Below are 23,409 nucleotides of genomic sequence, written 5' to 3'. Positions count from 1 at the left end.
TGGGTTTATGGAACGTCTTGACCCTGCCAGCGCTCCACCGCGTTACATGGCTTGTCCACTTCGGATACACCATCCCAATGAATTGCGTGCGCGCCTGACCGGCAGCTTTACGCTGATCTTCAAGCCTCACATGGCAGTGAGTGACAGACGCAGACCAAGGTAGGGCGCACGCGTGCCTGGTCCGCCTACTGGCGCTTGCGTTCAAGTGCCGCCAGCACCCAGCCCGCCACGAATCCCAGGGCCAAGGCGGTTGCCAGGATGGCTGCGGGGTGGCGTTGCAGGCGCTCGACACCCGCCAGCAGACGCCGCCCCTGCACCGCTGCGAAGGCTGGGGCTTCAGGTGTCGATGGCCGCTGTCCGGGCTGTTCGACTTCACCGGCCCCCTCGTCAGGGGGCCAATGCTTGAGGCGCGACACTGCCAGGGGGGTGCCGTCCGCCAGGGTCAATACCAGGTCCTTGATCTCGCCGGCGATGCGGTTCGCGAACACCGGCTCGCCCGTGGCATCGAGGTTGTCATAGATGAACCGCCGCCCCTCCAGCCACCCCACGGCGGTCAGCAGTTCCGGCCCCAGGTAGTACTTGCCGTCGAGGAAGAAGCCGGTGAACGGATGCACCCGCTCGAGGTTGTCCACGGCATAGCGTTCTCCCGGCTTCATGCCGGTGGCGGGATCGATCATGGCTGCACCCTCCGTGTGGCTGTAGCGCGAAAAACACGGCCGTCCTTATCCAGGTCGACCGGGTCCGGAAGCCTATCGATGCGGACATCGCGGGTACCGCGACAGATCAAAGCTCTCATGGGTTGGATCTCCTGCGCGCTGTGGTGACGGGTCTATGCAGGGGAAGCCAGGGAGCGCGGTAAAGTTCAGGCGCAGATCACCAGTGGCATTGCGTTGTGGTGACCATCCAGGCGGCTGGACGGAACCTCGTACGGCGCGCAGCCATCTTCCGTAAAAGAAAGCAGGGCGGCCCGCGATGAATGCCTTCAGCGACCCGATGACCCCGGCGCAATGCCGGCTGGCAGCAGTCAACCGCTGGTTCGACACCTACGACAACCACGCCCTGCGTCGGCATTGTCCAAGCACCTACCACGACGAACTGTTGCGCCAGGCCGATGAGATGGATCGGCAGCGGTTGATCGACTGGACCGAGTGGCGCGACCTGCGCCGGCTTGCCGATCGTGCGTTCGTTAAGGCGGTGGCAGGTGCGGACTATCACGTTGAATAGAACCTGCGGTGGCCGACCATTCGTCCTGTCGATCGCACTTCGGGCGTGGCAATCATTTCAACCGTTCAGCCAAACTCACTCAGGAGTGAACGACATGCCCCGTGGAAACAAAGGCAAGTACACCGAGAAACAGAAGCGCAAGGCCGAACACATCGAGCAAAGCTATGAGCACAAGGGCCTGTCCAAGGACGAGGCCGAGGCTCGCGCCTGGGCTACCGTCAACAAGCAGTCCGGCGGCGGTGACAAGGCCGGTGGGTCGGGCAGCAAGACATCGCCGAGCGAAAAGAAGACAGCACGCGCCGATTCGGCCAAGCGGGCGGCGCAAACGCGTCAGGGCCATGCGCGTGAGTCAGGTGCGTCACTGGGTACGCAAACCAAGGAAAGCCTCATGAAAGAGGCGCGAAGCAAAGATATCAAGGGGCGTTCGAGCATGACCAAGGCGCAACTGGTCGAGGCACTGCGCAATAAAGGCTGAGGCGGTACTGATCGGCCGATAACGGTTCCAGGCTTGGAGGAGGGCGGCCATGCGCTGCGAGGCGAGGTGCCTAGCCGCCCGGATGCTTCAGTCCTTGCTGGCGTTGAGCTTGCGCAGCTCTTCGTAAGTGGCGGACTGGACGAACCAGAAGCCGGAGACGATGCACCATCCGAGGCTGCCGGCCACGAAGACACCCAGGGCTGGCAGGAATCCGCCGGTGAACAGGGTGATGAGCGCGAACAGCCAGATAACGGCCAGGGAGATGTAGAGAACGATGTTGTTGACGCTGATGACGAAGTCTTTCACGAAGCGTATTCCTTGCGGGATATCAAAAAATTGCCCCTCCAGGGGCGCGCAGATGCTATCACATTGCTGCTATTGAGGGCTTGACCCACGACTGATACCTGCTGTTGAATATGCGCCCTCGAATCCCCGCAACCGTTCCCCAAAGTGGTGAAGCCAGTGCCCTGCGCCATCAAACACGCCTGATACCGACGACGGTCCATCGTGCCTGATGGCTGCCCGTGCCTGCGCGCGGCGGCGCTTCACTCTCGTACCTGCCTGATCCTGTCGTCGGTTTTTCCCTGTTTCCAAGGAGAAACCCATGACTATGGATTTTCGTGCCGACGCACATTCCCTCGAACTGCTCAAATACCCCCGCACAGCGCATCTGCAAGGATCGCGTCTGCAGGACGGCGACAGCGATGCCGGCCAGGTGGCCTATGGCTCGTTGGTTGGCCAATGGCTGGTGGTGGAAGAGAAACTCGACGGCGCCAACGCCGGCATCAGCTTTACCAACGGCGGCGAGCTACGCCTGCAATCGCGTGGCCATTACCTCAGCGGCGGTGGTCGCGAGCGCCAGTTCAACCTGTTCAAGCAATGGGCCGTGGCCCACGAGCACTGGTTGCTGGAGCGTCTTGAAGACCGCTTCGTGCTGTATGGCGAGTGGCTGCACAAGAAGCACTCGGTGTTCTACGACCACCTGCCGCATTTCTTCTGCGAGTTCGACGTGTGGGACCGCGCCACAGGCCAGTTCCTGTCCACCGCGGCGCGCCGACATCTGCTCGCGGACGGCCCGGTGCTGTCGGTACCGGTGCTGTACGAAGGCCCGGCACCGCGCCGCTACGCCGAGCTGATGGCATTGCTCGGCGACTCGCTGGCCAAGACTGCGCGTTGGCGCGAAGTGTTCGAGCAGGTGGTACGCCGCGAAGGCCTCGACCTGGCCCGCGCCTGGCGCCAATGCGACCGCTCGAGCCGCATGGAGGGGCTGTACCTGAAGCTCGAAGACGAGCGCCAGACCCTGGGCCGGCTCAAGTGGGTGCGCCAGGACTTTGTCCAGGCCATCCTCGACGCCGACCAGCACCATGCCAACCAACCGTTCATACCCAATCAACTGGCCGCAGGCGTCGATCTCTACGCACCGCGCCTGTCCCTGGACTGGCACGGCGAACGCCGCGGCGACTGTGGACCTTCCTGAAATGGATATTCGACTGCAACAACTGGTGCCCGACCCCGGGCACGACATGGACTGCGCCGCCTGCCTGGCGGCTATCCCGGCCCTGGCACGCCTGGCCGACACCCCGCAGGATCCGACCTATCACGCCGAGGGCGATGTGTGGGTCCATACCCGGCTGGTGGTCGAAGCGTTGCTGGCGCAGAGCGCTTACCGCGACGCCAGCGCCGAGCAGCGCTTCGTGCTGTTCTTCGCCGCCTTGCTGCATGATATCGCCAAGCCCGACACCACGGTGATCGACCCACAGAACGGGCGTATCGGCCAACCCGGCCACTCGCGCCGGGGCGCGGTGGATGCACGCCTGCTGCTGTGGCGCGCTGGCGTGCCGTTCGCGCTGCGCGAACAGATCTGCCGGATCATCACTGTGCATCAATTGCCGTTCTTCGCCTTGCAGGGCGACCGCAGCGGGCGCAGCGCGGAGTTTCTGCTGCACAAGCTGTCCTGGGAACTGCCGGTGTGGATGCTCTGCGCAGTGGCTGAGGCCGACATGCAGGGCCGCCACTATGCCGGCAAGGCCGATGTGCTGACCGCCATCGAGCTGTGGCGCGAACTGGCCGCAGAGGAGGGGTGTTTGTACGGCCCAAGGCCGTTTGCCGACGACTACACGCGTATTCAGTACCTGCGTGGCGCCCGCGTGCACCCGGACTATGCGCTGCACGAACCCCAGGGCTCCCCGGTGGTGATGCTCTCCGGCCTGCCGGCCAGCGGCAAGGACACCTGGACTGCCCGACACCACCCGGACCTGCCGGTGGTGTCGTTCGACGACGCGCGCCAGGCGCTGGGCCTGCGCCACGGCCAGAACGAAGGCGCTGCCGCGCACTACGCCATCGACCGGGCCAAGGCGCTGTTGCGCGAGCGCAGGCCCTTCGTGTGGAACTCGACGCACCTGTCGGCGCAGATGCGCAGCCGGACGCTGGACTTGCTGTACGGCTACGGGGCGCAGGTGGAGATCGTCTACCTGGAGCGGCCGGAGGACGAGATCATGCGGCGGAACCAGCGACGCGATACATCGCTGCGCAATGACGATATACGGCGGATGATGTTCAAGTGGGAGGTGCCGTTGCCGACTGAGGCGCATCGGGTGAGGTATGAGGTGGTGACGGGGTGAAGCACAGGGCACTGTGCCAGTATGGCTGCTAGGCTCTTTGAATGCCTTCCTGCCTATCGAGGAGGGTAAGGTCGAAAGAGCAGCGGTTCATGCACGTTCCACGGAGGGTCACATGCTTATCCGACTCCTGTTCTCAATGCTGTTCCTCACAGCGGCGGTACCGGCCAGCCAGGCAGAGGTCAAGAAAATCACGATCTACGACGATGGGGTTTCTTGTCCCGCCAACTGCGACGCACATGTCGTCTTCTCCAACGCCATGAATGGAACAGCGTTCGCTCACAAGGAAGGGACGAAGTACAGCAAGTGTGTGAAGGGAGAAGCGTGTCGCATCTGCTTCGAGTCCGGCGAAAAGCAGTGCTTGAACGTCATGTATCGGGGGAGTGGCCCGCACCCTGATACGTTCGACTTCACCCCGGCGTTCTATCAGCAAGCGTGTGCCAGCACACCGGCGCAGCCGCTGTTGGCAAAGGAGTGCGTAAGTTTGAGGGAGAGAGCCAAGGCATTGAGTGGGCGAATCAACTGCCTCGCTACACCTGGCGACCCCAAATGCAGCGCAATCATTGCAGAGGCAAAGGCTGCACGCGAACTGGATCTCCCGAAGTTCAAGAAATGTCTCCAGCTCGGGGAAGCAGCCTATAACCAACAGGTGCCGAATGCAGAGAAGCGCAAGCATGACTGCACCTACGAGCTGAATGGCACGGGCAGAAACGACGCAGGGACTAAAACCTGGAGGAAGCTGCTGCCTGCAGCGTGTAGGGCGGGTACCTACGTGGGGCGCGACGGCTTGGACTGTTGCAGCGGCAACACCTTTGCAGACGGCCCATTAGGACGTGAATGCAGAGGCTTCTATCCAGTTCCTTGAACAGCACCGAAGGTTTACTCGGGGCGCAAGCTGTCTTGCGCCTCGACAAGCCAAGCCGGCTCTCCTTGGGCCACGCACTTTCTGGAGTTGGCGCAGTACCTGCGGGAGCGGGTCAACCGCGAAGGGCTGCAAAACAGCCCAAAGGGGGAGAGGTACACCACCTGGCGGACTTCGATCCATTGCGGCCTTTCGAGACCGTCCGCTTACGCCCTATTGCTGCCGATCGCAAGAACCACGAAAATCTGCATTCGCTTGGTGAGGTGGCGCATGGCGATCATAGAAATATCAGAGCACGCAGATTGGGAATTTTTCGAGAACGTGGCTCAGCAGCTTGAGCAAGGGCTGGGCGGTTACTGGAAGGAAAAATTCGACGGCCTGGATCAGCGCTACTGGGATCTGATGGTAGGCGAGCAGGCGCTTACCCTGCATCTTGAGCACTATCTGGGCATTTCAATATCTGTACCTGATCATGCCAATGAGATGGCTCAACGAGTACGTGCGTTGGTTAAGTAGCACGCAATTCCACGTAACCGGATAGCGCAGGTGACGGCAGGCAGAAGTCGGTCAACGCAACCTATGTCATACAAAGCACAGCCATCAGTATTCTTGGAGAGAGGATGAAAGAGGCATTCACCTACGTATGGTTACTGCCTCTGCTGGAAAAACCATTAGAACAAGCAGCGCAACAATTGCCCCGCGCGTTAAAAGCCCTCGGAGAAAAATACATACTGCCTGCCGACATAACATTGCAGCCGCTGGTCGTTACAGCGCTGATGTCACATTCCGACTATTGGGCCGGGTTAGCGCTCAAATGGTTGGAGGATGGGTTTCCTATGGATCCCGAGTTGACCACGCTTTTGACTCACAGCGCTGAAGATCGGACGCTGTCGCAGTCTCGACGCCACAAGGCTCGTAGGCTTACCTGTCGAACGTCATGAGGCTGGCCTCATGGCCGCTTTCGGTCAATTACCGTGCTTGCTAACGGCTTCGGATGCAAACGACGGTCGCTCGGCGAACCATGCCACCGCCAGCTCCTTGAACGCCTCGGCCGAAGGCGTCAGCGGGTAGCGCTGATCATGCGCCAGTACGATGCTATGGGTTGGCAGTTTCTCCTGAGTCGGCCGACACACCAGCGCTTGGCCATCGTAGCTATGGTCACCAAATGGCCGGGTATAAATCAGCGCCACGCCAAAGCCATTGGCGACGAGGCTGCGCTGCAACTCAAAGGTGCGCACACGGTGCACAACAGCGGGTGAAATGTCGTAAAAGCTGAACAGATCCAACACATGCTGCCAACTGTGGACCTGATCGGTGACGACCAGGGTGTATTCGGCCAGCGCTTTGAGACTGACGCGCGGCGCCTTGGCCAACGGGTGATCGGCCGACAGCAGCACCTGGGCGGTCAGCTGACACAGCTGGGTGCATTGAGTGTTCGGCGGTAAACCCAGGTCATAGGTGATGGCCAGTTCTATCGCGCCCTCACTGAGTCGCTTGCCCACATAATCGAAGCTGCCATCGCGCATATCGACCGTGACCCGTGGGCACGACTGCTGCATCCGTCGCACGATCTGCGGCAGGCAATAGGGCGCCAGATCTTCAAAACAGCCCACCACCAGTTCCCCGACACACTCGCCTGCATTGGCATTGATCTCGGCAAAGGTCTGGGCCTCTGCCAACACGCGACGCGCTTGCACCATGACGGTACGACCGAAGGGGGTCAGCGATATGCCGAGGCCACGCTGGCGTATGAAGATGGATTGCCCCAGCACTTCCTCCAGTTCGGTGATGGCCGCCGAGATGGAAGGCTGTGAAACATGAAGCTCCATGGCGGCAGTGGTCAGGTTTCCGTGCTTGGCCGCTGCGAGCGCGTAGCGAAGCTGCCGCAGTGTGAACTTCATAGTTTTTTCCGTGGTGATGCATCAGGACTTATTATTTTATCCTTTTTTATCGTTGTGAAATATTTCTCCTGCGCAGTGATCATCTTGTTTGGGAGCGTCACAATGACAATTACAAAGGCTCTGCTGACCACGACACTTTCTCTAGGGCTCCTGGCGTGCGCTGGCGCCAGCCAGGCCGCCGGTTGGTGCGAGTCTGGCAAGCCGGTGAAGTTCGCCGGTTTGAACTGGGAAAGCGGGATGCTGCTCACCGAGGTGATGCAGTTCGTGCTGAAAAATGGCTATGGCTGTGACACCGACAGCCTGCCGGGTAACTCCATCTCCATGGAGAACGCCCTGAGCAGCAACGATATCCAGGTGTTCGCCGAGGAGTGGGTAGGGCGCAGCGAGGTCTGGAACAAGGCGCAGGCCGCCGGCAAGGTCGTCGGTGTCGGCTCGCCGGTGGTTGGCGCGGTCGAAGGCTGGTATGTGCCGCGTTATGTGATCGAAGGCGATGCCAAGCGCAAACTCGAAGCCAAGGCACCGAACCTCAAGAGCATTGCCGACCTGGGGCAATACGCCCAGGTATTCAAGGACCCGGAAGAACCGGACAAGGGGCGCTTCTACAACTGCCCGGCCGGCTGGACCTGCGAGCTGGACAACAGCCAGATGCTCAAGAGCTATGGCCTGGAAAACACCTACACCAACTTCCGCCCGGGCACCGGCCCGGCACTGGATGCCGCCGTGCTCTCGAGCTACAAGCGTGGCGAGCCGATCCTCTTCTACTACTGGTCGCCAACCCCGCTGATGGGCCAGGCCGACCTGGTCAAGCTGGACGAAAAGCCAGGCGTGGATAAATCCGTGACCATCAAGGTGGGCGTGTCGAAGACCTTCCACGAGCAGGCACCGGAACTGGTGGCGGTGCTGGAAAAGGTCAACCTGCCGATCGATCTGCTGAACCAGAATCTGGCGCGTATGACCAGGGACCGCATCGAGTCGGCGGAACTGGCGAAGGCGTTCCTCAAGGAGCACCCCGAAATCTGGCACAGCTGGGTCAGCGAAGACGCAGCCAAAAAGGTAGACGCGGCACTCTGAAGGGTGTGGGCCAGTCCGGCGCCTGCCGGGCATGCCACACAGCAGCCCGCTTCACGCACTTGCTCGAGAGAACTCCATGTTTCCCAAGAACTTCACGTTTTCCATTGCCGACTGGGTCAATGGTTGGGTCGATGCGCTGGTCACCAACTACGGTGACGTGTTCCGGCACATTTCCGACACCCTGCTGTGGGCCATCGTCAATCTCGAAGGTTTACTGCGCGCAACACCCTGGTGGCTGATGCTGGCCATCGTCGGCGGTATTGCTTGGCACGCCACCCGCAGAATCGTACCCACTGTGGTAATCGTCGGCTTGCTGTTCCTGGTTGGTGCGGTAGGGCTCTGGGACAAGCTGATGCAGACCCTGGCGCTGATGCTGGTGGCCACGCTGATCTCGGTCCTGGTCGGCATTCCGCTGGGTATCCTGTCGGCGCGCAATGATCGCCTGCGGGCGGTGTTGATGCCGCTGCTCGACGTTATGCAGACTATGCCCAGCTTCGTGTACCTGATCCCGGTACTGATGCTGTTCGGCCTGGGCAAGGTGCCGGCGATCTTTGCCACCGTCATCTATGCCGCGCCGCCGCTGATTCGCCTGACCGACCTGGGCATTCGCCAGGTGGACGGCGAGGTCATGGAGGCGATCAATGCGTTCGGTGCCAATCGCCTGCAACAACTGTTCGGCGTGCAGTTGCCACTGGCGTTGCCGAGCATCATGGCCGGTATCAACCAGACCACCATGATGGCCCTGTCGATGGTGGTCATCGCCTCGATGATCGGTGCCCGTGGCCTGGGTGAAGACGTCCTGGTCGGCATCCAGACCCTGAACGTGGGTCGCGGCCTCGAAGCAGGCCTGGCCATTGTGATTCTGGCGGTTGTGATCGACCGCATTACCCAGGCCTATGGCCGGCCACGGCATGGGGTGGGCAAATGAGCGCCAAGCAGACGATGAACAAGATCGAAGTCAAAAACGTCTTCAAGATCTTCGGTGCGCGTGCCGAAGATGCCCTGAAACTGATCCGCCAGAGCAGAAGCAAAGAGCAGGTCCTGGCCGAAACCGGTTGTGTGGTGGGGGTAAACGATCTGTCGTTGTCCATCGGCAGCGGCGAGATCTTCGTGATCATGGGGTTGTCGGGCTCGGGCAAGTCGACCCTGGTGCGTCACTTCAACCGCCTGATCGACCCCACCAGCGGGCAGATCCTGGTCGATGGCGAGGACATTCTGCAGTACGACATGCAGGCCCTGCGCGAATTCCGCCGGCGCAAGATCAGCATGGTGTTCCAGAGCTTCGGCCTGTTACCGCACCGCACCGTGCTGGACAACGTCGCCTACGGCCTGAAAGTACGCGGCGAGAGCAAAGCCCTGTGCGCGGAGCGTGCCCTGCACTGGATCAACACCGTGGGCCTGAAGGGTTACGAAAAATCGTACCCGCACCAGTTGTCGGGCGGCATGCGCCAACGTGTGGGCCTGGCGCGTGCGTTGGCTGCCGACACCGACATCATCCTGATGGACGAAGCCTTCAGTGCGCTCGACCCGCTGATCCGCGCCGAAATGCAGGACCAGTTGCTGGAACTGCAAAAGACCCTGCACAAGACCATCGTTTTCATCACCCACGACCTGGACGAAGCGGTGCGCATCGGCAACCGCATTGCCATTCTCAAGGACGGCCGCCTGATCCAGGTAGGCACGCCGAAAGAAATCCTCTACCAGCCTGCGGACGAATACGTCGATCGTTTCGTGCAGCGTCGCGTAGCTTCGCTATAAGGAACCGCGTGTATGTCGTTTGCCGAAAAGATCATCATCACCGACACGCCCGTTCGCTGGCAGGACGTGGTGGCTGTGGCCCGGCATGGCGCGAAGCTTGAGCTGGACCCAGCGGCCTGGGCGCGGATCGAGAACGCCCAGGCGATCGTCCAGCGCATCGTTTCCAGCGGTGACCGCGCCTATGGCGTCAACACCGGGCTTGGCGCCTTGTGCAATGTCTCGTTGCAGGACGAACAACTCAGCCAGCTGTCGCACAACACCTTGCTCAGCCATGCCTGCGGCGTGGGTACCGCGCTGTCGGACGAGCAGACCCGGGCGATCATGTGCGCGGCGATCATCAACTTCTGCCAGGGCCGTTCCGGCCTTCAGCGCAAGGTGGTCGAGGCGCTGCTGACCTTGCTCAATCAGCACATCACCCCGCAGGTGCCGAAACAGGGGTCGGTGGGGTATCTGACCCACATGGCCCATATCAGCATCAGCTTGCTGGGTGTCGGCCAGGTCAGCTATCGCGGCCAGATCGTGCCGGCGCAGCAAGCCTTGGCCGAGGTCGGCCTGGCGCCGATCAAACTGGGTGCCAAGGATGGTCTGTGCCTGGTCAACGGTACCCCTTGCATGACCGGCCTTAGCTGCCTGTCTTTGGACGATGCCACTCGGCTGAGCCAATGGGCGGATGTTATCGGCGCCATGAGCTTCGAGGCCCTGCGCGGCCAACTCGATGCCTTCGACCCTGAAATCATCGCGATGAAACCGCACCCTGGCATGCAGCGCGTGGGCAGGAACTTGCGGCGCCTGCTCGAGGGCAGCGAAATCATTGCCAGTAGCCATGGCATCCGCACCCAGGACGCCTTGAGCATTCGCTCGATCCCCCAGGTGCATGGCGCCGCGCGCGATCAACTGGAACACGCGGCGCGGCAGATCGAGACCGAACTCAACTCCACCACCGACAACCCGATGTTGCTGGGTACACCCGAGTCGTATCGGGTGGTTTCCCAAGCCAACCCGCACGGCCAGTCCGTGGCCATGGCGGCCGACCTGCTGGCCATCGCGGTGGCCGAGATCGGGGCGATTGCCGAGCGTCGTCTCGATCGCCTGATCAACCCGTTGGTCAGCGGTTTGCCGGCCTTCCTGGTCAGCCAACCGGGTGTGAACTCGGGGATGATGATCGTCCAGTATGTGGCCGCTTCACTGTGTGCCGAAAACCGTCAGCTGGCTCAACCGGCCGTCATCGACAACTACGTCACCTCCGGCTTGCAGGAGGATCACCTGAGCATGGGCACCAATGCCGGGCTGAAGCTGCACCGCGCCCTGGAGAACTGCACGCAGATCCTCGCCATCGAGTACCTGTTGGCGGCCCAGGCCTTCGAGTTCCTCAAGGAGCAGCGCTTTGGCGCCGGTACCAGCATTGCCTGGCGGTTGTTGCGCGAGCAGGTCCCGGCCTATGCCCAGGACCGTTGGCTGGCACCGGATATCGCCAGCAGTGCATCGATCCTCAAAGATCCCGGCCTGCTTGGCGTGGCCTTCCCCGAACTGCTGTGAGCGATGCTTGTCATTTGCAATGGCTTAGGGCAGGGTCGATGCCAAGGACATCTCTGCCAAAGGAGCCACACCATGTCGAAGATTTATCCCGGTATCGATCCCGAGGGGCTGGTCGAGTATTCGGTGGTCTACACGGACCGCTCGCTCAACCACATGTCCCAGTCGTTTCAGGGTGTGATGAAGAACATTTCAACCACCCTGAAACAGGTCTACAACGCCCAGGCGGTTGCGGTGGTCCCGGGCAGTGGCACGTTCGGCATGGAAGCGGTAGCCCGGCAGTTTGCCACCGGCCAGCAATGCCTGGTGCTACGCAACGGCTGGTTCAGTTATCGCTGGAGCCAGATCCTTGAGATGGGCAATATCCCGGCGGCCACAACGGTGCTCAAAGCCCGGCCGGTTGAAACGGGGCGCCAGGCGGCCTACGCCCCGGCCCCTCTGGAAGAAGTGTTGGCGGCCATTGAGTCGCAGAAACCGCAGATTGTCTTCGCCCCCCACGTTGAAACCTCATCAGGGATCATCCTGCCCGATGAGTACCTGCGGGCCGTGGGCGACGCCGTGCATGCGGTGGGTGGCCTGTTCGTGCTGGACTGTATCGCCTCTGGCGCGATTTGGGTTGATATGCACAAATGCGCGGTCGACCTGCTGATCAGCGCACCGCAGAAAGGCTGGAGCGCCTCACCTTGCTGCGCCCTGGTGATGCTCAGCGCGTTGGCCCTCGAGCGCATCGAATCGACCCAAAGCACCAGCTTCGCCTGCGACTTGAAGAAGTGGCTGCAGATCATGCAGGCCTATGAGCAGGGCGGCCACGCCTACCATGCGACCATGCCCAGCGATGCCCTGGCGCGATTCAACGAAGTGATGAAAGAGACGCAGGCCTACGGTTTCGACAAGGTCTGCGACGAACAACAGGCCCTGGGTGATAGGGTGCGCGCAATGATGACCCGCAAAGGTATCAAGAGCGTGGCCGCAGCGGGCTATCAGGCCCCTGGCGTGGTGGTGAGCTATACCGATGATGCCGATATCAAGAGCGGTAAGAAGTTTGCCAGCCACGGCCTGCAGATTGCCGCCGGCGTGCCGTTGCAATGCGACGAGCCGGCCGACTTCCAGACCTTCCGCATCGGCCTGTTCGGGCTCGAAAAGCTGCACAATCTCGAGCGCACGGTCAGCACCCTTGAGCAGGCGCTGGACGAGGTGATGGTTAACTGAGCGCACGGTTGGAGAACCTGCCATGACAGCAGAGGATGCGCGGTCGCGATTCGAAGCCAAGCTTCTTCGTCCGGCAAAGCCCGGTGATGGCAGGTTGTGGGCGTTCGTGGTGCTTCCAAGGGACGCGAGTGAGCGGCTTCCTAGGCGGGGAAGGACGTCCGTTGACGGCACGATCAATGGGCATCGTTTCCGGGCAACCCTTGAACCCGATGGGCAGTTGAGCCATTGGTTGAAGGTCAGTAGCGAGTTACTCGATGCGGCGGGTGTGGCTGTTGGAGATATCGTCACCCTCGAACTAGCCCCTGTGAAGAAGGAGCCCGAACCCGATATCCCAGCGGATTTCGAGAAAGCCCTGGCAGCCACACCTGAGGCTCAAAAGGTTTGGAACTCTACGACGACCCTCGCGCGGGTGGACTGGATCCACTGGATTACTTCAGCGAAGCAACTCAAGACACGTGAAAAGCGCATTGGGGATGCCTGCGAGATGCTTGCGACCGGTAAGAAGGCGGTTTGCTGTTTCGACTCGTCTGGTTACTACAGCAAAGCATTTCGGGCGCCTGAGGGGGAAAATTGACCTGTGGTGCAGCTAGGGAACATCCAGGGGCACAACCAGCCCTTTGATGCCTTATATGTGCTGTGAATCGGATTTTCCCTCTTCTCTGTAGTCCGTTTCCAAAACATACTCCCACCGCCTTCCAGTCATTGCAGCAGTCCTATCAGCCATCTAGTCTCGCCACGTCGCCGCAAATTCGACGACACGGTTTTGACAGACCGTCCCCTGATATACGGATCATGCGCAACGCTCTATGGCGGCTGTGCGTGGGGCACTTCGGTGCGCCGAGTTCCGATATCCTCGGTCTGTCAACCCACGTACCGCTGCCACCCATTTGTTTGACAGCAGAGATGTGGTAGCTCCAGTCAGATATCGGAGCTTTATCATGTTAAAGATCGTCTCCGATCCACCGCTACACGACAAATACACCACCCACACTCTCGAAGACCTTCTGGTCCAGATCTCTGAATACCTTGTCTGCGCGCTGACCGTCAGTCAGCAAACCGTCCTGCTGCACGCCAAGCCCCCAGGCCAGGTCCTGACCCTCGCCGCCATGCATGAAATCGACAGCGCCCGCACCTTGGTGGAAGTGGCGTTGAGCCGCGTGCACGAGCACTTGATGTTCACCGATCAGGCCCCGTGCAGTTCGCGGGGCCGCAGGAGGAATGGTATGGATAAGGAATTGCAAACCCCAAGCATCAGGAAGCTCGCCACCACTGGCGTCGGGCATTTCGGCGAGGCTGGAGAGGAGGGTGGTCAAGACCCGCTGTTCCGTGTTGTTGCTGGCCATTCGATGGACCATGCGGTTGAACAGGCAACCGTGCTGATGTGTGCAGTGCACAAGATCAGTGATCTGGCCATGGCGGAAACGGATCATCTGCCGACGTTGTTGACGGCGGTGCATTACCTCAGTGGGATGGCCAAGGCGCTGGCCCAAGATGTAACCATGGGTTGATGGTGGGGCGGAGGGCTGAGTAGGAATGCGATGGTCGCTCTGGCTGGCGTCAGCCTGTTAGACCTCAGGGCCGCTTTGCGGCCCATCGCCGGCAAGCCGGCTCCTGCACCGACCGCGCCGCACTCGAGCAGACATGCCCCGCTCACGGCGCCCGGTCCGTTCGCAGTGTGAGTGTGTATAGCTTTTTCCCCAGGCAGTGAAGCATCGGACAACGATGACTTCGTGATGGCTTTATGATTTCACTCCGGTTACGCTCATTCTCAGCAGAGAAGAGGTGCATCGAGCCAGTGCAATTTGGGCTTTCGTTGTAGGGCGTTGCGATACCTACCTCGTGCTTCTTCAGTCTATGCATTCGACTCAAAACGAGGAAGGAACCCATGTCGTTTAGTGACTATCTGAAAGGCCCGGCTCACCGACAGCGTGCTGAAGCTCTAGAAGCACAGCTTGCGGAGGTTCTGGTACAGCATTCGCAACTGCAAGAGCTCGTCACGAAAATTGGCGCCATGGATGTAGTGGATATCCAGAAGCTGATTGAACAAGAGCAAGCGAGGCTGGCAGTTGTACGCGAGGAAACCCAGCGTTCAGAGAGGGAGTTGGCTGCACTTGCACAGCGCTCCACTGATCTGCAGGGGCAGATACTCGTATGGGAAGAGACGTTGCTCCTCGAAAGCTTTGCCCTCTATGAGCCTAAGTTCAAGCTGACAACCAGTCAGGAGTACAAGGCTCGATTGGATCATATTCGTGATCGTCAAAAAGTCCTGATCAAGAATGGGCAGGCAGCCACCGGCAACACGAACTGGACGGTGAACAACAGCCAGACCCAAGGTCGTAAGCTCGTAAACGATATGATCAAATTGGTGATTCGTTCATTCAACAACGAAGCCGATGCCTGCGTGTCTAACGTGAAATTTGACAATGTCGAGCTAGGTGAAAAGCGAATCCTCAAATCCTTTGAGGCTTGCAATCGACTAGGCAAGATCATGAGCGTAGAGATATCTGGAATTTATCTCGATCTCAAACTCGATGAGCTGCACCTTGCTCATGAATTCCAAATCAAGAAACAAGAAGAAAAGGAAGAGGCTAAACGCGCTCGTGAAGAGTTGCGAGAGCAGCAAAAGCTCGAGCAGGAAATTCGCGCGGCCCGGGAGAAAATTGCCAAGGAGCGAAAACACTTCACGACCGCAATGCGTGACCTTCAGGCTCGCCTTGAGCAAGTGCAATCTGATGATGAGCGCTCAGCGCTGCTGGTGAAGCTGGCTGAAGTTGAGGCAGGTCGAGCCGAGCTTGAAAGCGAAGAAAAGCTCATTGATTACCGTGAGCAGAATGCCAAAGCTGGGTATGTGTATGTGATCTCTAACCTGGGGGCATTCGGGGAAGGAATTTACAAGATCGGCATGACTCGCCGCCTAGAGCCGATGGATCGAGTTGATGAGCTGGGTGACGCCTCAGTACCGTTCTGGTTCGACGTGCATGCAATGGTTTTCTCGAACAACGCTCCAGCATTGGAAGCAAAACTCCACGAGCATTTCGCATCTGGCCGGCTTAACAAGGTCAACGGGCGGAAAGAGTTCTTCCGAGCTGAAATTGCAGAAATCGAGAGGGTCATCCGGGAAAATTATGATGCTGTTGTCGAGGTAACCCATGAAGCGCCTGCAGAGCAGTACCGTGAAAGCCTTCGCATGGCATTGCCCAAACCGGCAATCCAGCAATCAGAGCGCTTCGCTGCCCAAAGCTAATCCCAGTATCAGTCAAAGGGCTTCCTGAAAGAGATTATGGGCAAAAAAAGTAGCACCCAGCGGCGACACAAATATCATTTAGGATGACCTTTACCACAATGCAGGGAGTACAAGGATGTACTGGCTAGGTCCGTTTGAATACAGCTCGAAACAAGAGCTCTTGGCACGACTAAAGCATTTCATTCGAACTGCCGATGTTGGGCGGATAACCCATCCGATTGCCGAGCAAAAATTGCGTTTGTTGCTGGCTCTGCATCCAGATGCACACCGGAAGGTCGGCGTGGGCGTTGATCATTTCTGCTTAAAAAGAAACCTACTAGCAGGCCGAGGCTTACGTCTAGTGCGTTTTGACGGCACCACTGACAGCTTCTCTTACAAGCGCTGCATAACTGGTGTAACCCAATCCCACTATGGAAAGGTTTGTGAGGCACTTCGTTTCGCGGTAAGACCACAGCTGGACGACTTCCGAGCAAGTCTCGTATGGCCCGTCAACTGTGCAATCTCGGGGGCATCAATAGCCCATCCAAACGATCTGCACATCGACCATAAGGTCGCCTTCTGGCGCCTATTGGATCAGTTCTTTGTCGAGTACCAAGTAGACCTAACCAGTTTAAGGGTAGTCGGCAACGGTATGACTCTTACGCTGGCAGACACTGAGATACGCGAAGCTTTTGTGGATTTCCACCTACGCTGTGCCCAGCTCCAGCCGACCAGCAGGCAAGCTAATCTTTCGAAGGGTGGCGAGCTCCAATGTTGAAAGGCCTAACCGTCATCCAGCAGACCGTCCCACTCCACGCCAACCCCCTAGACTCTCGCCGCCATGCAAGCACCCGCAGCCCTGTGGAAGTGTAGTTGAGCCGTTTGCAATCCCGGCATTGACCTGCCGGTCCCGAACTCGCACTTGATGTTCACTCAGGCCGCCGGTGTGTGGTAATGGCATTGGCCGAAGGAGTAGAGTGGCCTTTTGCCGCAGGGCCGTGGTGATTCGGTAACCTGCAACAGCACTGAAAGGAGACTGGCGTTGAAATGGATTACGGCTCTTCAGTTGGAGCAATGGGCTGACACACTGCAATCTCGCGTCCAGATACCTGGTCTAGTAGCAGACTTGATCTGGGCGACCTCGCCAAAAATTAGAAGAATCAGATTTCCTCAAGGTGACAAGGGCCAGGTGCGTGGATACGACGGATACCTGGACGCGGACTCTATCTCACCTTTTGTTCCTGACGGACGTTCGATCTGGGAGTTTGGCACCAGTGGGGTCGGGAAGACGAAGGCGAACACCGACTATGACAAGCGTACCGCTGAGGTGAGTGCGGATGAGCGGGCAGATACTACCTTGGTATTGGTTACGCCACGGACATGGAACGACACGAGCGAGAAAGTTGAGGATTGGCTAGCAGGAAAAAATGCGAGCGGAGATTGGAAGGGCGTCATCTATCTGGAGAGTACCCTGCTGGAAGATTGGCTCTCGAAATGCCCGGCCGTTGCTTCCCGCTGGGCCAAGTTTGAGCTTGAAATCACTCCACCGGCCGGAATGCTCAGTACAGAGGAGTTTTGGCAGTCTTTCTCGACCCGTTTTAAGCCAGCGCTTGTTGAAGACGTCTTATTAGCTGGTCGTGAAAAGCAGGCGGAGGAGCTTCTGCAGAAGCTAAGACAAGAGGGCGGGCGACTGGCATATTCTGCCGATACCACCGATGAGGTGATCGCTTTCACAGTGGCTGCCATTCGCAGCGCACCGGAACCGGTGCGGCAGTACCTAGAGTCTCGCGCGCTGATTGTTGATACGGCAGATGCCGCAAACGCTCTCTTGAGCAAATCAGGTCTCATTTACTTACCTAGAAATACCGCCTGTGAGTGTGTGGGGCAAATGCTGTTGCGAGGACCAACCGTGGTGAGCGCCGGCGCCGATGACAAGACACATGGGCACATCGAACTACGCCGTCCGTCCAGCAGAGAGCTCGGTATCGCAATCACGAAGATGGGGATGACCGAGGATCAAGGGTACGAAGCGGCACGGACATGCGGACGAAGTTTGGCAGTGTTAGCTAGGCAGTACCCCAGTGGCACTGCAGTCAAGCCTAAATGGCTCGATGACACAAAAGCACTCATTCCGGTCATGCTTGCCGGCGCGTGGGCATCTGATGCCGCGGAAGATCAGTCCATTATTTCGTCGCTCAGTCAGCAAGACTATGAGGATGCGGAAGATGAGCTTCGCAAATACCTGGTCATGCCAGATTCACCTATCGAGAACGTGGGCAATTTGTGGGCCACAAGAGCTCCGGTGGATGCGTTCCTTTACCTCGCTCCTTATGTCGGCCGCAAGCACCTTCAGCTTTTCAAGGATGCGATTACCACCGTTTTTGCCGCAGCAGTGCGGTCGCATAAACCACCAAGTCCAGATGAGCCGTTCGTGCGTCATGCTCAGCGTGATACGACCCACAGCGAGCACCTGCGAAATGGTCTGATGACCACCTTACTGCACATGGCGGTGCTCCACGTTCCGGCTAAATTCACAGTTCTCGGCGGAAGCCCCAAGACCTTCGTTGATGACCTCGTCCGCTCATTGCCGGAACTGTCATCTGACCATCGGCTGATGGCGAGTTTGGGTCAGGATTTAGCGTTGCTTGCGGAAGCATCCCCCAATTCTTTTCTCGAGGCCCTTGAGCGTCAGCTTGAGGGCGCATCGCCTTCCATCCGGCCAATCTTCGACGAATATCCAGGGATGTTAACCCCCATTACCTATCACTGCGGCCTACTGTGGGCTCTGGAGGTGCTGGCTTGGATTCCTGGAACATTTGATCGTGCAGTGCATTGCCTAGCGGAGCTTGCTGCCATTGATCCTGGCGGGAAGATGAGTAACCGGCCGATTAACAGTCTGCGAGCTATTTTCCTCTCATGGATACCCAGCGCTGGAGTCAACACAGAGCGGCGGCTAGCTGTTTTGCAGGCAGTCGTGAAAGACGTACCCACGATCGCCTGGCCCTTGCTTGAAGCACTTCTTCCACGATCTTGCGACAACAGTTCCGCCACTGCAAAGCCAAAATTCCGAGAGTATGATGAAGGCGGTGGCGAAATCCTGACTTACGGCTTGGTATGGGAAAGCGAAAGCAAGATTGTCGAGCTCGCGATCATAGTGGCGGGCCATCGTGATGAACGTTGGAAATCTATTGTTGACTCGCTTCAGGTTCTTCAAAATTCTGCTTTTGACGCAGTCGTGATCGGTCTTGACAGCGCTCTGAACTCCGCACCAGAGGAGCCCCGTACACAGATCTGGAAAAATCTGAATCGGGAGGTGAAACGTCATCAGAAGTTCTCTGGTTTCGAATGGGCTATCCCCGAGGAGCGACTGGGACGACTTGCAAGCTTGGTGGACAGGTACGCGCCCACTACGTTGTTTGAGCACCACAGCTGGCTTTTCGATGATTGGATGCCACCTGTGGAGGGACAAGCAGATGAGGATGTCGATTCAATTAAACTAGTTGACGATATTCGCCAGAATGCTTTGCGAGTTATTCGAGAGGCGCATGGCGTGCAAGGGCTCCTTGAGCTGATGGGGCGCGTCAAAATTCCGCGACTTGTTGGCTATGCCTGCCGAGGGCTGGAGTTACCTTACGACGACCTCGTGGAGCTATTCGAAAAGATCGTCAAAAGCTCTATAGCTGAGCTTGAACTTATTGCCGGAGCGGTGTTGGCTGATGGCTTTAACCGTCTGGGACAACCTTGGGAAGCAGCTGGCCGATCCTCTGCTCAAAACTCTGCCTTGGGCTCGCCTCGTTTAGCGTCGATACTCGAGTCGCTGCCAGAGAGCGCACGAGCCTGGTCGTATGTTGCATCGTTCGGAGGAGATGTTGAAGAACTCTACTGGGCGCAGAAACCCGCTTATCAGATAGAAGGTAGCGTTCGAGATCTATTGTTTGCGATAGAAAAATACAAATGTGCAAGCAGGCCGGCCGCAGCTCTGACTGCAGCCTCGCGGCGTCTCTCTGACGTCCCTACCACCGAACTTGTTTCGCTGCTCAAGGACAGCATCACTGAGCAGAATTCTAAGGGGCATGCTCAGGCCGGCTTGGACTCTTATGAAGTCGAAAAAGCTATCTTGAATTTATCTGCCCGCGTGGACATCTCTGTAGCTGAGGTGGCTGCTCTGGAGTTTGCCTATTTCCCTGTTCTTCGAAATGACCCAAAGGTCCTACACCGACTTCTTCTCGAGCAACCAAGCTTCTTTGTGGAAATGCTTTGCAAGGTGTTTAGGGGTAAGAGTGAAGAGCCAAGGGAGATTTCCGAGCAAGAAAAAAATTACGCCTCGAATGCCTACCGCTTACTCAAGAGCTTAAAGACGCTCCCAGGCCAGTCGGCGGAGGCGGTTGACGAGACGGCATTGCTTGAGTGGTGTCTCGAGGTTCAGAGGTTGTCTAGGGAGAAGGATCGCACAGAGATTACGGATCAACTGATCGGGCAGGTTCTGGCTCACTCCCCTCTGAGCACAAAAGATGGTGCCTGGCCTCATCAAGCTGTACGGAATGTGATTGAAACCTTGGCGTCCACCCAGGTCGAGCGTGGGATCAGCATCGAGCGCTTCAATATGAGGGGAGTATTTGGTAAGGCGATAGGCGAAGGGGGCGACCAGGAGCGCGCATTGGCTAAGCAAACACGGGAGTGGGCTGAGGCCTCTGCGGGATCTGTTCGAACGAGGGCGATGCTTGAGCAGATTGCCCAATCTTGGGATTGTGACGCGGAGCGCTCTGATACTGACGCCCAGCAACGCGCTTTGAGGTTTTGATTGAGCTCGAGCTTGAGTAGGCCCGGCGGGTTTCCTGATCAGCGGCTGCAGAGGAGGGCGCTCAGGACCTGCGGCTGCGTATTGTAGCGGGCCATCCGCTGGACCATGCGGTTGTACTGGCAACCGTGCTGATGTGCGCTGTACACAAGAGTGGCTTGAATCTGTTGAAGAGGTCAGGGATAACATCTAATTCGACGTCAATGGAGGACTGAGATGGCAGTGGTTGACCCCCGGCTTGTTAAGGCCATGAGTAAGCTTTGGAGCATAAGCAGCGCTCAAAATGGAGTTTTCTCGCAAACGGAATTCAAGCAACTTGAGCAGGTTTGCGCTGATGTGTACGAGGGAGGAAATCGTAATCTCGGGCGCACTTTCGCTCTGAATCATGCATTGAGATCACTTGGAGCTCCGTGCTTTCAGGGTCAGGGAGCGCAGGGATGCGTTGGTGATGTGGCAGCATCTGCAAAGGCAATGGATAAAGCCTTCAGGCAAACACACGCATGCTATACATACATCTGTCCGCTTGATTACGCAGAGGACTTGCCATCCCTCGAATTCGGCCCGATCAAGCTTGATAGATTCAGTGAAGCGGATCTCGAAGCGCTTTTCGATCTGCCAAGGCTCGCTAGGCACTATCCAGATCGCTCGCTCGACGTTGCGCGGCTGTCGCAATTTCACTGGCTAGTGGTCAAGGAAAACCGGCCTGTCGCGGAAAGTGCCGGGAGACGAGCATTACCGGATTTTTTCGGGTTCATGGATAGGGACAATGGCGCGATTGACCCTCACGAAGGCCGCTTTCCCCAAGCGGTTGAGACAGCTTTGTTTTTCCTACTGCTAGCTCCTTGGGAACGATGGTCAACTATGAACGAGGTAGATTGGCGTGGCTTCCGGGTGCCTTGGATTTACATCCGGAACGATGACTTGTTCGTCCCGCCCGCGCCGCCTCCTGACGCAAATACCCTTGCATGGGAGCCGCATATCTACACGAATGAATATGGAGATTGTGTTGAAACAGAGCGTCCTATCGAGTTCCCACTGACAGCTTCTGCGGAGCGTGAGATGGCTCAGTTTTGTCAGGCGCGATGGAACAGTTTCCAAACTGCCCTCAAATCCGATCTGTTGAAACCACCGATCATGCATTTTTTGGTGAGGGCATTTCTATCCGACGGCATTGATGAGTTCATGGCTCATATGACGACGATTGAGGCTGCTCTGGGGCTTCAGGCTGATCACGATCGTAAGGCCCGGAGTCTTCACCATCCAGGATGGTGGGCCACCAGGCGAGTGGGTGCACGAGTGGCATCGATCCTGGACGATGCTTCAGCTGGCGGCCTTTATACCGAGCTGTTCGATTTGCGGAGCGCGTTCATCCATGGACGCGAGAGCATGGAAAAAATCTCAACGTTCAAGCGTGTTGAAGCACGACGCTTGGCGGCTGCAATAGCGGCGGCGGTCGTTCACTACGCGAGCCAGGCTACACAACCCAGAGATAGCTTTCTGCGGGAGCTATTGGATAACGGGGTAGAACTGATCACTCAGAATCAACCAAGCTGATCGGTATGAGCGTCAAAAGAAGTTGCCTGACATCTGGTGTGCTTGAGGCCCCGGAATACAAGGGCTTGAGGGTGTTGGAGGGGGATCTACTCAAAAACGCGATTGGTGCATCGAGCGTGATGGCAGGCACAAACCCCAGGTGATCGACTCAGAAGATCACCTCCCATAATACGCAATTTAACATAATATACATTATGCGTAAGTTCGTATTGAGCACCATGCCCAGAGGGAGGCCAGATTTCAGCCTCCATCAAAGCCCCATTACCAGTCCAGCTCACTGGTACGTCAATTCCTTCGGTACTCCATACCGACCGCCGTCATAATCCAGGCTGAACGTCTTCGTCCTCGACTTGACCTCCATTTCTTCACAGTCATCCTCGCCCTTGAGAACGGCCTGCCTGCCAGTCGAAACCTCGGTAACCCGCAATCGGCTGAATCCATCCTTGCCAGGTTTGCCAATCGCCAGGGTCCGCTTCGTCTCGCCGAATTCACCGGCGCAGACACCGTCCCATTCGCCATTGCTCTCGCTTACAACCAACTGCCCCATGATCTGCCGCAACTGCGAACCGTCGGTTACGTAGAGATTCAGGGTTTCGCTGCCGAACGGATTGACCCGTGACGAGCCTGTATGACTGATGCGCACGCCAAATGCCCGCAGTCCGGGCGCGACCTGGTAACGTGCGGTGTCCAGCGTCAGGCCTGAAAACCGCACCGCGTCGGAAGCGATCGCAGCCTCCTGGTAACTGTGGGCTATGACCTTGCCGCTGGCGGCATCGGCCACCAGCACATCCAGGCCGTAATCGCCTTGCCCGTATTCATCGACGTTCACCATCAAAGGCAAGACTGCCAGCACCTGACTGGCGTCTGCGGGATTGACCTTGCAGACCACAAACTCGGTGGCGAGCTCCAAGGTTGGATGCAGGTCCTGGGCCCAGGTTTGCAGGTGCTGCGTGCAATCGCCCCAGGCGATCATGGGGGCAAGCAACAGCGGTAACACGGCGAATCGACGCATGAAGGTGTCTCATTCCTTTGATGTTTTTGCCAAGGTAAGCGAGTTGGGCGAAAACTTCACACGCTTAATAGATTCCTGCAACACGTCCCTGCGCCCTACTCAGCTTTTAATAACCATAAAGTATAACTCAACTAAATAAACATTTAGTTGAGTTATATGCATAAACCAGGA

The 23,409-nt window shown here is 58.1% G+C and carries 21 protein-coding genes and 1 pseudogene; 18 read left to right on the top strand and 4 right to left on the bottom strand.

What is annotated here, in order from left to right; translation table 11 throughout:
- Positions 1–406 precede the first annotated feature (406 nt).
- Positions 407–677: pseudogene (locus AC3WL2_RS04615) on the bottom strand (short chain dehydrogenase); the annotation flags it as partial.
- 295 nt (positions 678–972) lie between these two features.
- Here AC3WL2_RS04615 and AC3WL2_RS04610 point away from each other — a divergent pair.
- Positions 973–1,224, top strand: coding sequence for a hypothetical protein (locus AC3WL2_RS04610; RefSeq protein WP_102681973.1), 252 nt, complete (start codon positions 973–975; stop codon positions 1,222–1,224).
- Positions 1,225–1,318: 94 nt separating this feature from the next.
- Complete coding sequence (locus AC3WL2_RS04605; protein WP_102681974.1) at positions 1,319–1,699, top strand: termination factor Rho; 381 nt, start codon at positions 1,319–1,321, stop codon at positions 1,697–1,699.
- Positions 1,700–1,786: 87 nt separating this feature from the next.
- Here the strand turns inward: AC3WL2_RS04605 and AC3WL2_RS04600 are convergent, their stop codons facing one another.
- Complete coding sequence (locus AC3WL2_RS04600) at positions 1,787–2,005, bottom strand: hypothetical protein (RefSeq protein ID WP_050705559.1); 219 nt, start codon at positions 2,003–2,005, stop codon at positions 1,787–1,789.
- A gap of 298 nt (positions 2,006–2,303) precedes the next feature.
- On the opposite strand from AC3WL2_RS04600, the gene AC3WL2_RS04595 reads away from it, so the two are divergent.
- The 5 genes from AC3WL2_RS04595 (at position 2,304) to AC3WL2_RS04575 (ending at position 6,120) form a co-directional block, all read left to right on the top strand.
- Positions 2,304–3,176 carry an RNA ligase family protein gene (locus AC3WL2_RS04595; RefSeq protein ID WP_102681975.1) on the top strand — a complete coding sequence of 291 codons (873 nt, stop codon included), beginning with the start codon at positions 2,304–2,306 and terminating at the stop codon, positions 3,174–3,176.
- 1 nt (position 3,177) lies between these two features.
- Positions 3,178–4,320, top strand: coding sequence for an AAA family ATPase (locus tag AC3WL2_RS04590; protein ID WP_102681976.1), 1,143 nt, complete (start codon positions 3,178–3,180; stop codon positions 4,318–4,320).
- 112 nt (positions 4,321–4,432) lie between these two features.
- Positions 4,433–5,182 carry a hypothetical protein gene (locus AC3WL2_RS04585; RefSeq protein WP_102681977.1) on the top strand — a complete coding sequence of 250 codons (750 nt, stop codon included), beginning with the start codon at positions 4,433–4,435 and terminating at the stop codon, positions 5,180–5,182.
- A 267-nt stretch (positions 5,183–5,449) separates the two neighbouring features.
- Positions 5,450–5,695, top strand: coding sequence for a DUF3630 family protein (locus tag AC3WL2_RS04580; RefSeq protein ID WP_102682061.1), 246 nt, complete (start codon positions 5,450–5,452; stop codon positions 5,693–5,695).
- A gap of 104 nt (positions 5,696–5,799) precedes the next feature.
- A complete protein-coding gene (locus AC3WL2_RS04575; protein ID WP_146022585.1) occupies positions 5,800–6,120 on the top strand; it encodes a hypothetical protein in 321 nt (106 codons plus the stop codon).
- A 24-nt stretch (positions 6,121–6,144) separates the two neighbouring features.
- Here AC3WL2_RS04575 and AC3WL2_RS04570 read toward each other — a convergent pair whose 3' ends face one another.
- Positions 6,145–7,080, bottom strand: coding sequence for a LysR family transcriptional regulator (locus AC3WL2_RS04570; protein WP_102681978.1), 936 nt, complete (start codon positions 7,078–7,080; stop codon positions 6,145–6,147).
- A gap of 102 nt (positions 7,081–7,182) precedes the next feature.
- Between AC3WL2_RS04570 and AC3WL2_RS04565 the strand changes: the two genes are divergently transcribed.
- From AC3WL2_RS04565 to AC3WL2_RS04515, 11 genes are all read left to right on the top strand, one after another.
- Positions 7,183–8,151 carry an ABC transporter substrate-binding protein gene (locus tag AC3WL2_RS04565; protein ID WP_102681979.1) on the top strand — a complete coding sequence of 323 codons (969 nt, stop codon included), beginning with the start codon at positions 7,183–7,185 and terminating at the stop codon, positions 8,149–8,151.
- 76 nt (positions 8,152–8,227) lie between these two features.
- On the top strand, positions 8,228–9,079 hold the full coding sequence (locus AC3WL2_RS04560) for an ABC transporter permease (protein ID WP_102681980.1): 852 nt from the start codon (positions 8,228–8,230) through the stop codon (positions 9,077–9,079).
- Complete coding sequence (locus AC3WL2_RS04555) at positions 9,076–9,909, top strand: quaternary amine ABC transporter ATP-binding protein (protein ID WP_102681981.1); 834 nt, start codon at positions 9,076–9,078, stop codon at positions 9,907–9,909. The genes AC3WL2_RS04560 and AC3WL2_RS04555 overlap by 4 nt, the downstream gene beginning before the upstream one ends.
- Before the next feature lie 12 nt (positions 9,910–9,921).
- Entirely contained in the window at positions 9,922–11,445 is a 1,524-nt protein-coding gene (gene hutH / locus AC3WL2_RS04550; protein ID WP_102681982.1) for a histidine ammonia-lyase, read from the top strand.
- 72 nt (positions 11,446–11,517) lie between these two features.
- The gene (locus tag AC3WL2_RS04545) at positions 11,518–12,651 is read left to right on the top strand and encodes a pyridoxal-phosphate-dependent aminotransferase family protein (RefSeq protein ID WP_102681983.1); all 1,134 of its coding nucleotides are present in this window, start codon (positions 11,518–11,520) and stop codon (positions 12,649–12,651) included.
- Between the two features lie 22 nt (positions 12,652–12,673).
- Positions 12,674–13,225, top strand: a complete 552-nt coding sequence (locus AC3WL2_RS04540; protein WP_102681984.1) for a YdeI/OmpD-associated family protein — start codon at positions 12,674–12,676, stop codon at positions 13,223–13,225.
- A gap of 364 nt (positions 13,226–13,589) precedes the next feature.
- Complete coding sequence (locus AC3WL2_RS04535) at positions 13,590–14,159, top strand: DUF3077 domain-containing protein (protein ID WP_102719661.1); 570 nt, start codon at positions 13,590–13,592, stop codon at positions 14,157–14,159.
- 377 nt (positions 14,160–14,536) lie between these two features.
- Positions 14,537–15,895, top strand: coding sequence for an SNIPE associated domain-containing protein (locus AC3WL2_RS04530; protein WP_102681985.1), 1,359 nt, complete (start codon positions 14,537–14,539; stop codon positions 15,893–15,895).
- 115 nt (positions 15,896–16,010) lie between these two features.
- Complete coding sequence (locus tag AC3WL2_RS04525) at positions 16,011–16,652, top strand: DUF3223 domain-containing protein (RefSeq protein WP_102681986.1); 642 nt, start codon at positions 16,011–16,013, stop codon at positions 16,650–16,652.
- A 264-nt stretch (positions 16,653–16,916) separates the two neighbouring features.
- Positions 16,917–20,675 carry a hypothetical protein gene (locus tag AC3WL2_RS04520; protein WP_173862414.1) on the top strand — a complete coding sequence of 1,253 codons (3,759 nt, stop codon included), beginning with the start codon at positions 16,917–16,919 and terminating at the stop codon, positions 20,673–20,675.
- A 213-nt stretch (positions 20,676–20,888) separates the two neighbouring features.
- Positions 20,889–22,226 carry a hypothetical protein gene (locus tag AC3WL2_RS04515; RefSeq protein WP_102703501.1) on the top strand — a complete coding sequence of 446 codons (1,338 nt, stop codon included), beginning with the start codon at positions 20,889–20,891 and terminating at the stop codon, positions 22,224–22,226.
- A 274-nt stretch (positions 22,227–22,500) separates the two neighbouring features.
- Here the strand turns inward: AC3WL2_RS04515 and AC3WL2_RS04510 are convergent, their stop codons facing one another.
- On the bottom strand, positions 22,501–23,238 hold the full coding sequence (locus AC3WL2_RS04510) for a PA3715 family protein (RefSeq protein WP_102681988.1): 738 nt from the start codon (positions 23,236–23,238) through the stop codon (positions 22,501–22,503).
- Between the last annotated feature and the right edge of the window lie 171 nt (positions 23,239–23,409).

It is taken from the genome of Pseudomonas sp. FW305-96 (assembly GCF_058783825.1).
Note: the sequence above shows the minus strand (reverse complement) of the source record. Positions and strands in the feature narration are given on the sequence as shown.

What these genes read in the sequence shown, in the direction of transcription:
- AC3WL2_RS04610 (WP_102681973.1), top strand. Translation starts at nt 973, where the DNA reads ATGAATGCCTTCAGCGACCCGATGACCCCGGCGCAATGCCGGCTGGCA.
- AC3WL2_RS04605 (WP_102681974.1), top strand. Translation starts at nt 1,319, where the DNA reads ATGCCCCGTGGAAACAAAGGCAAGTACACCGAGAAACAGAAGCGCAAG.
- AC3WL2_RS04595 (WP_102681975.1), top strand. Translation starts at nt 2,304, where the DNA reads ATGACTATGGATTTTCGTGCCGACGCACATTCCCTCGAACTGCTCAAA.
- AC3WL2_RS04590 (WP_102681976.1), top strand. Translation starts at nt 3,178, where the DNA reads ATGGATATTCGACTGCAACAACTGGTGCCCGACCCCGGGCACGACATG.
- AC3WL2_RS04585 (WP_102681977.1), top strand. Translation starts at nt 4,433, where the DNA reads ATGCTTATCCGACTCCTGTTCTCAATGCTGTTCCTCACAGCGGCGGTA.
- AC3WL2_RS04580 (WP_102682061.1), top strand. Translation starts at nt 5,450, where the DNA reads ATGGCGATCATAGAAATATCAGAGCACGCAGATTGGGAATTTTTCGAG.
- AC3WL2_RS04575 (WP_146022585.1), top strand. Translation starts at nt 5,800, where the DNA reads ATGAAAGAGGCATTCACCTACGTATGGTTACTGCCTCTGCTGGAAAAA.
- AC3WL2_RS04570 (WP_102681978.1), bottom strand. Translation starts at nt 7,080, where the DNA reads ATGAAGTTCACACTGCGGCAGCTTCGCTACGCGCTCGCAGCGGCCAAG.
- AC3WL2_RS04565 (WP_102681979.1), top strand. Translation starts at nt 7,183, where the DNA reads ATGACAATTACAAAGGCTCTGCTGACCACGACACTTTCTCTAGGGCTC.
- AC3WL2_RS04560 (WP_102681980.1), top strand. Translation starts at nt 8,228, where the DNA reads ATGTTTCCCAAGAACTTCACGTTTTCCATTGCCGACTGGGTCAATGGT.
- AC3WL2_RS04555 (WP_102681981.1), top strand. Translation starts at nt 9,076, where the DNA reads ATGAGCGCCAAGCAGACGATGAACAAGATCGAAGTCAAAAACGTCTTC.
- hutH (WP_102681982.1), top strand. Translation starts at nt 9,922, where the DNA reads ATGTCGTTTGCCGAAAAGATCATCATCACCGACACGCCCGTTCGCTGG.
- AC3WL2_RS04545 (WP_102681983.1), top strand. Translation starts at nt 11,518, where the DNA reads ATGTCGAAGATTTATCCCGGTATCGATCCCGAGGGGCTGGTCGAGTAT.
- AC3WL2_RS04540 (WP_102681984.1), top strand. Translation starts at nt 12,674, where the DNA reads ATGACAGCAGAGGATGCGCGGTCGCGATTCGAAGCCAAGCTTCTTCGT.
- AC3WL2_RS04535 (WP_102719661.1), top strand. Translation starts at nt 13,590, where the DNA reads ATGTTAAAGATCGTCTCCGATCCACCGCTACACGACAAATACACCACC.
- AC3WL2_RS04530 (WP_102681985.1), top strand. Translation starts at nt 14,537, where the DNA reads ATGTCGTTTAGTGACTATCTGAAAGGCCCGGCTCACCGACAGCGTGCT.
- AC3WL2_RS04525 (WP_102681986.1), top strand. Translation starts at nt 16,011, where the DNA reads ATGTACTGGCTAGGTCCGTTTGAATACAGCTCGAAACAAGAGCTCTTG.
- AC3WL2_RS04515 (WP_102703501.1), top strand. Translation starts at nt 20,889, where the DNA reads ATGGCAGTGGTTGACCCCCGGCTTGTTAAGGCCATGAGTAAGCTTTGG.
- AC3WL2_RS04510 (WP_102681988.1), bottom strand. Translation starts at nt 23,238, where the DNA reads ATGCGTCGATTCGCCGTGTTACCGCTGTTGCTTGCCCCCATGATCGCC.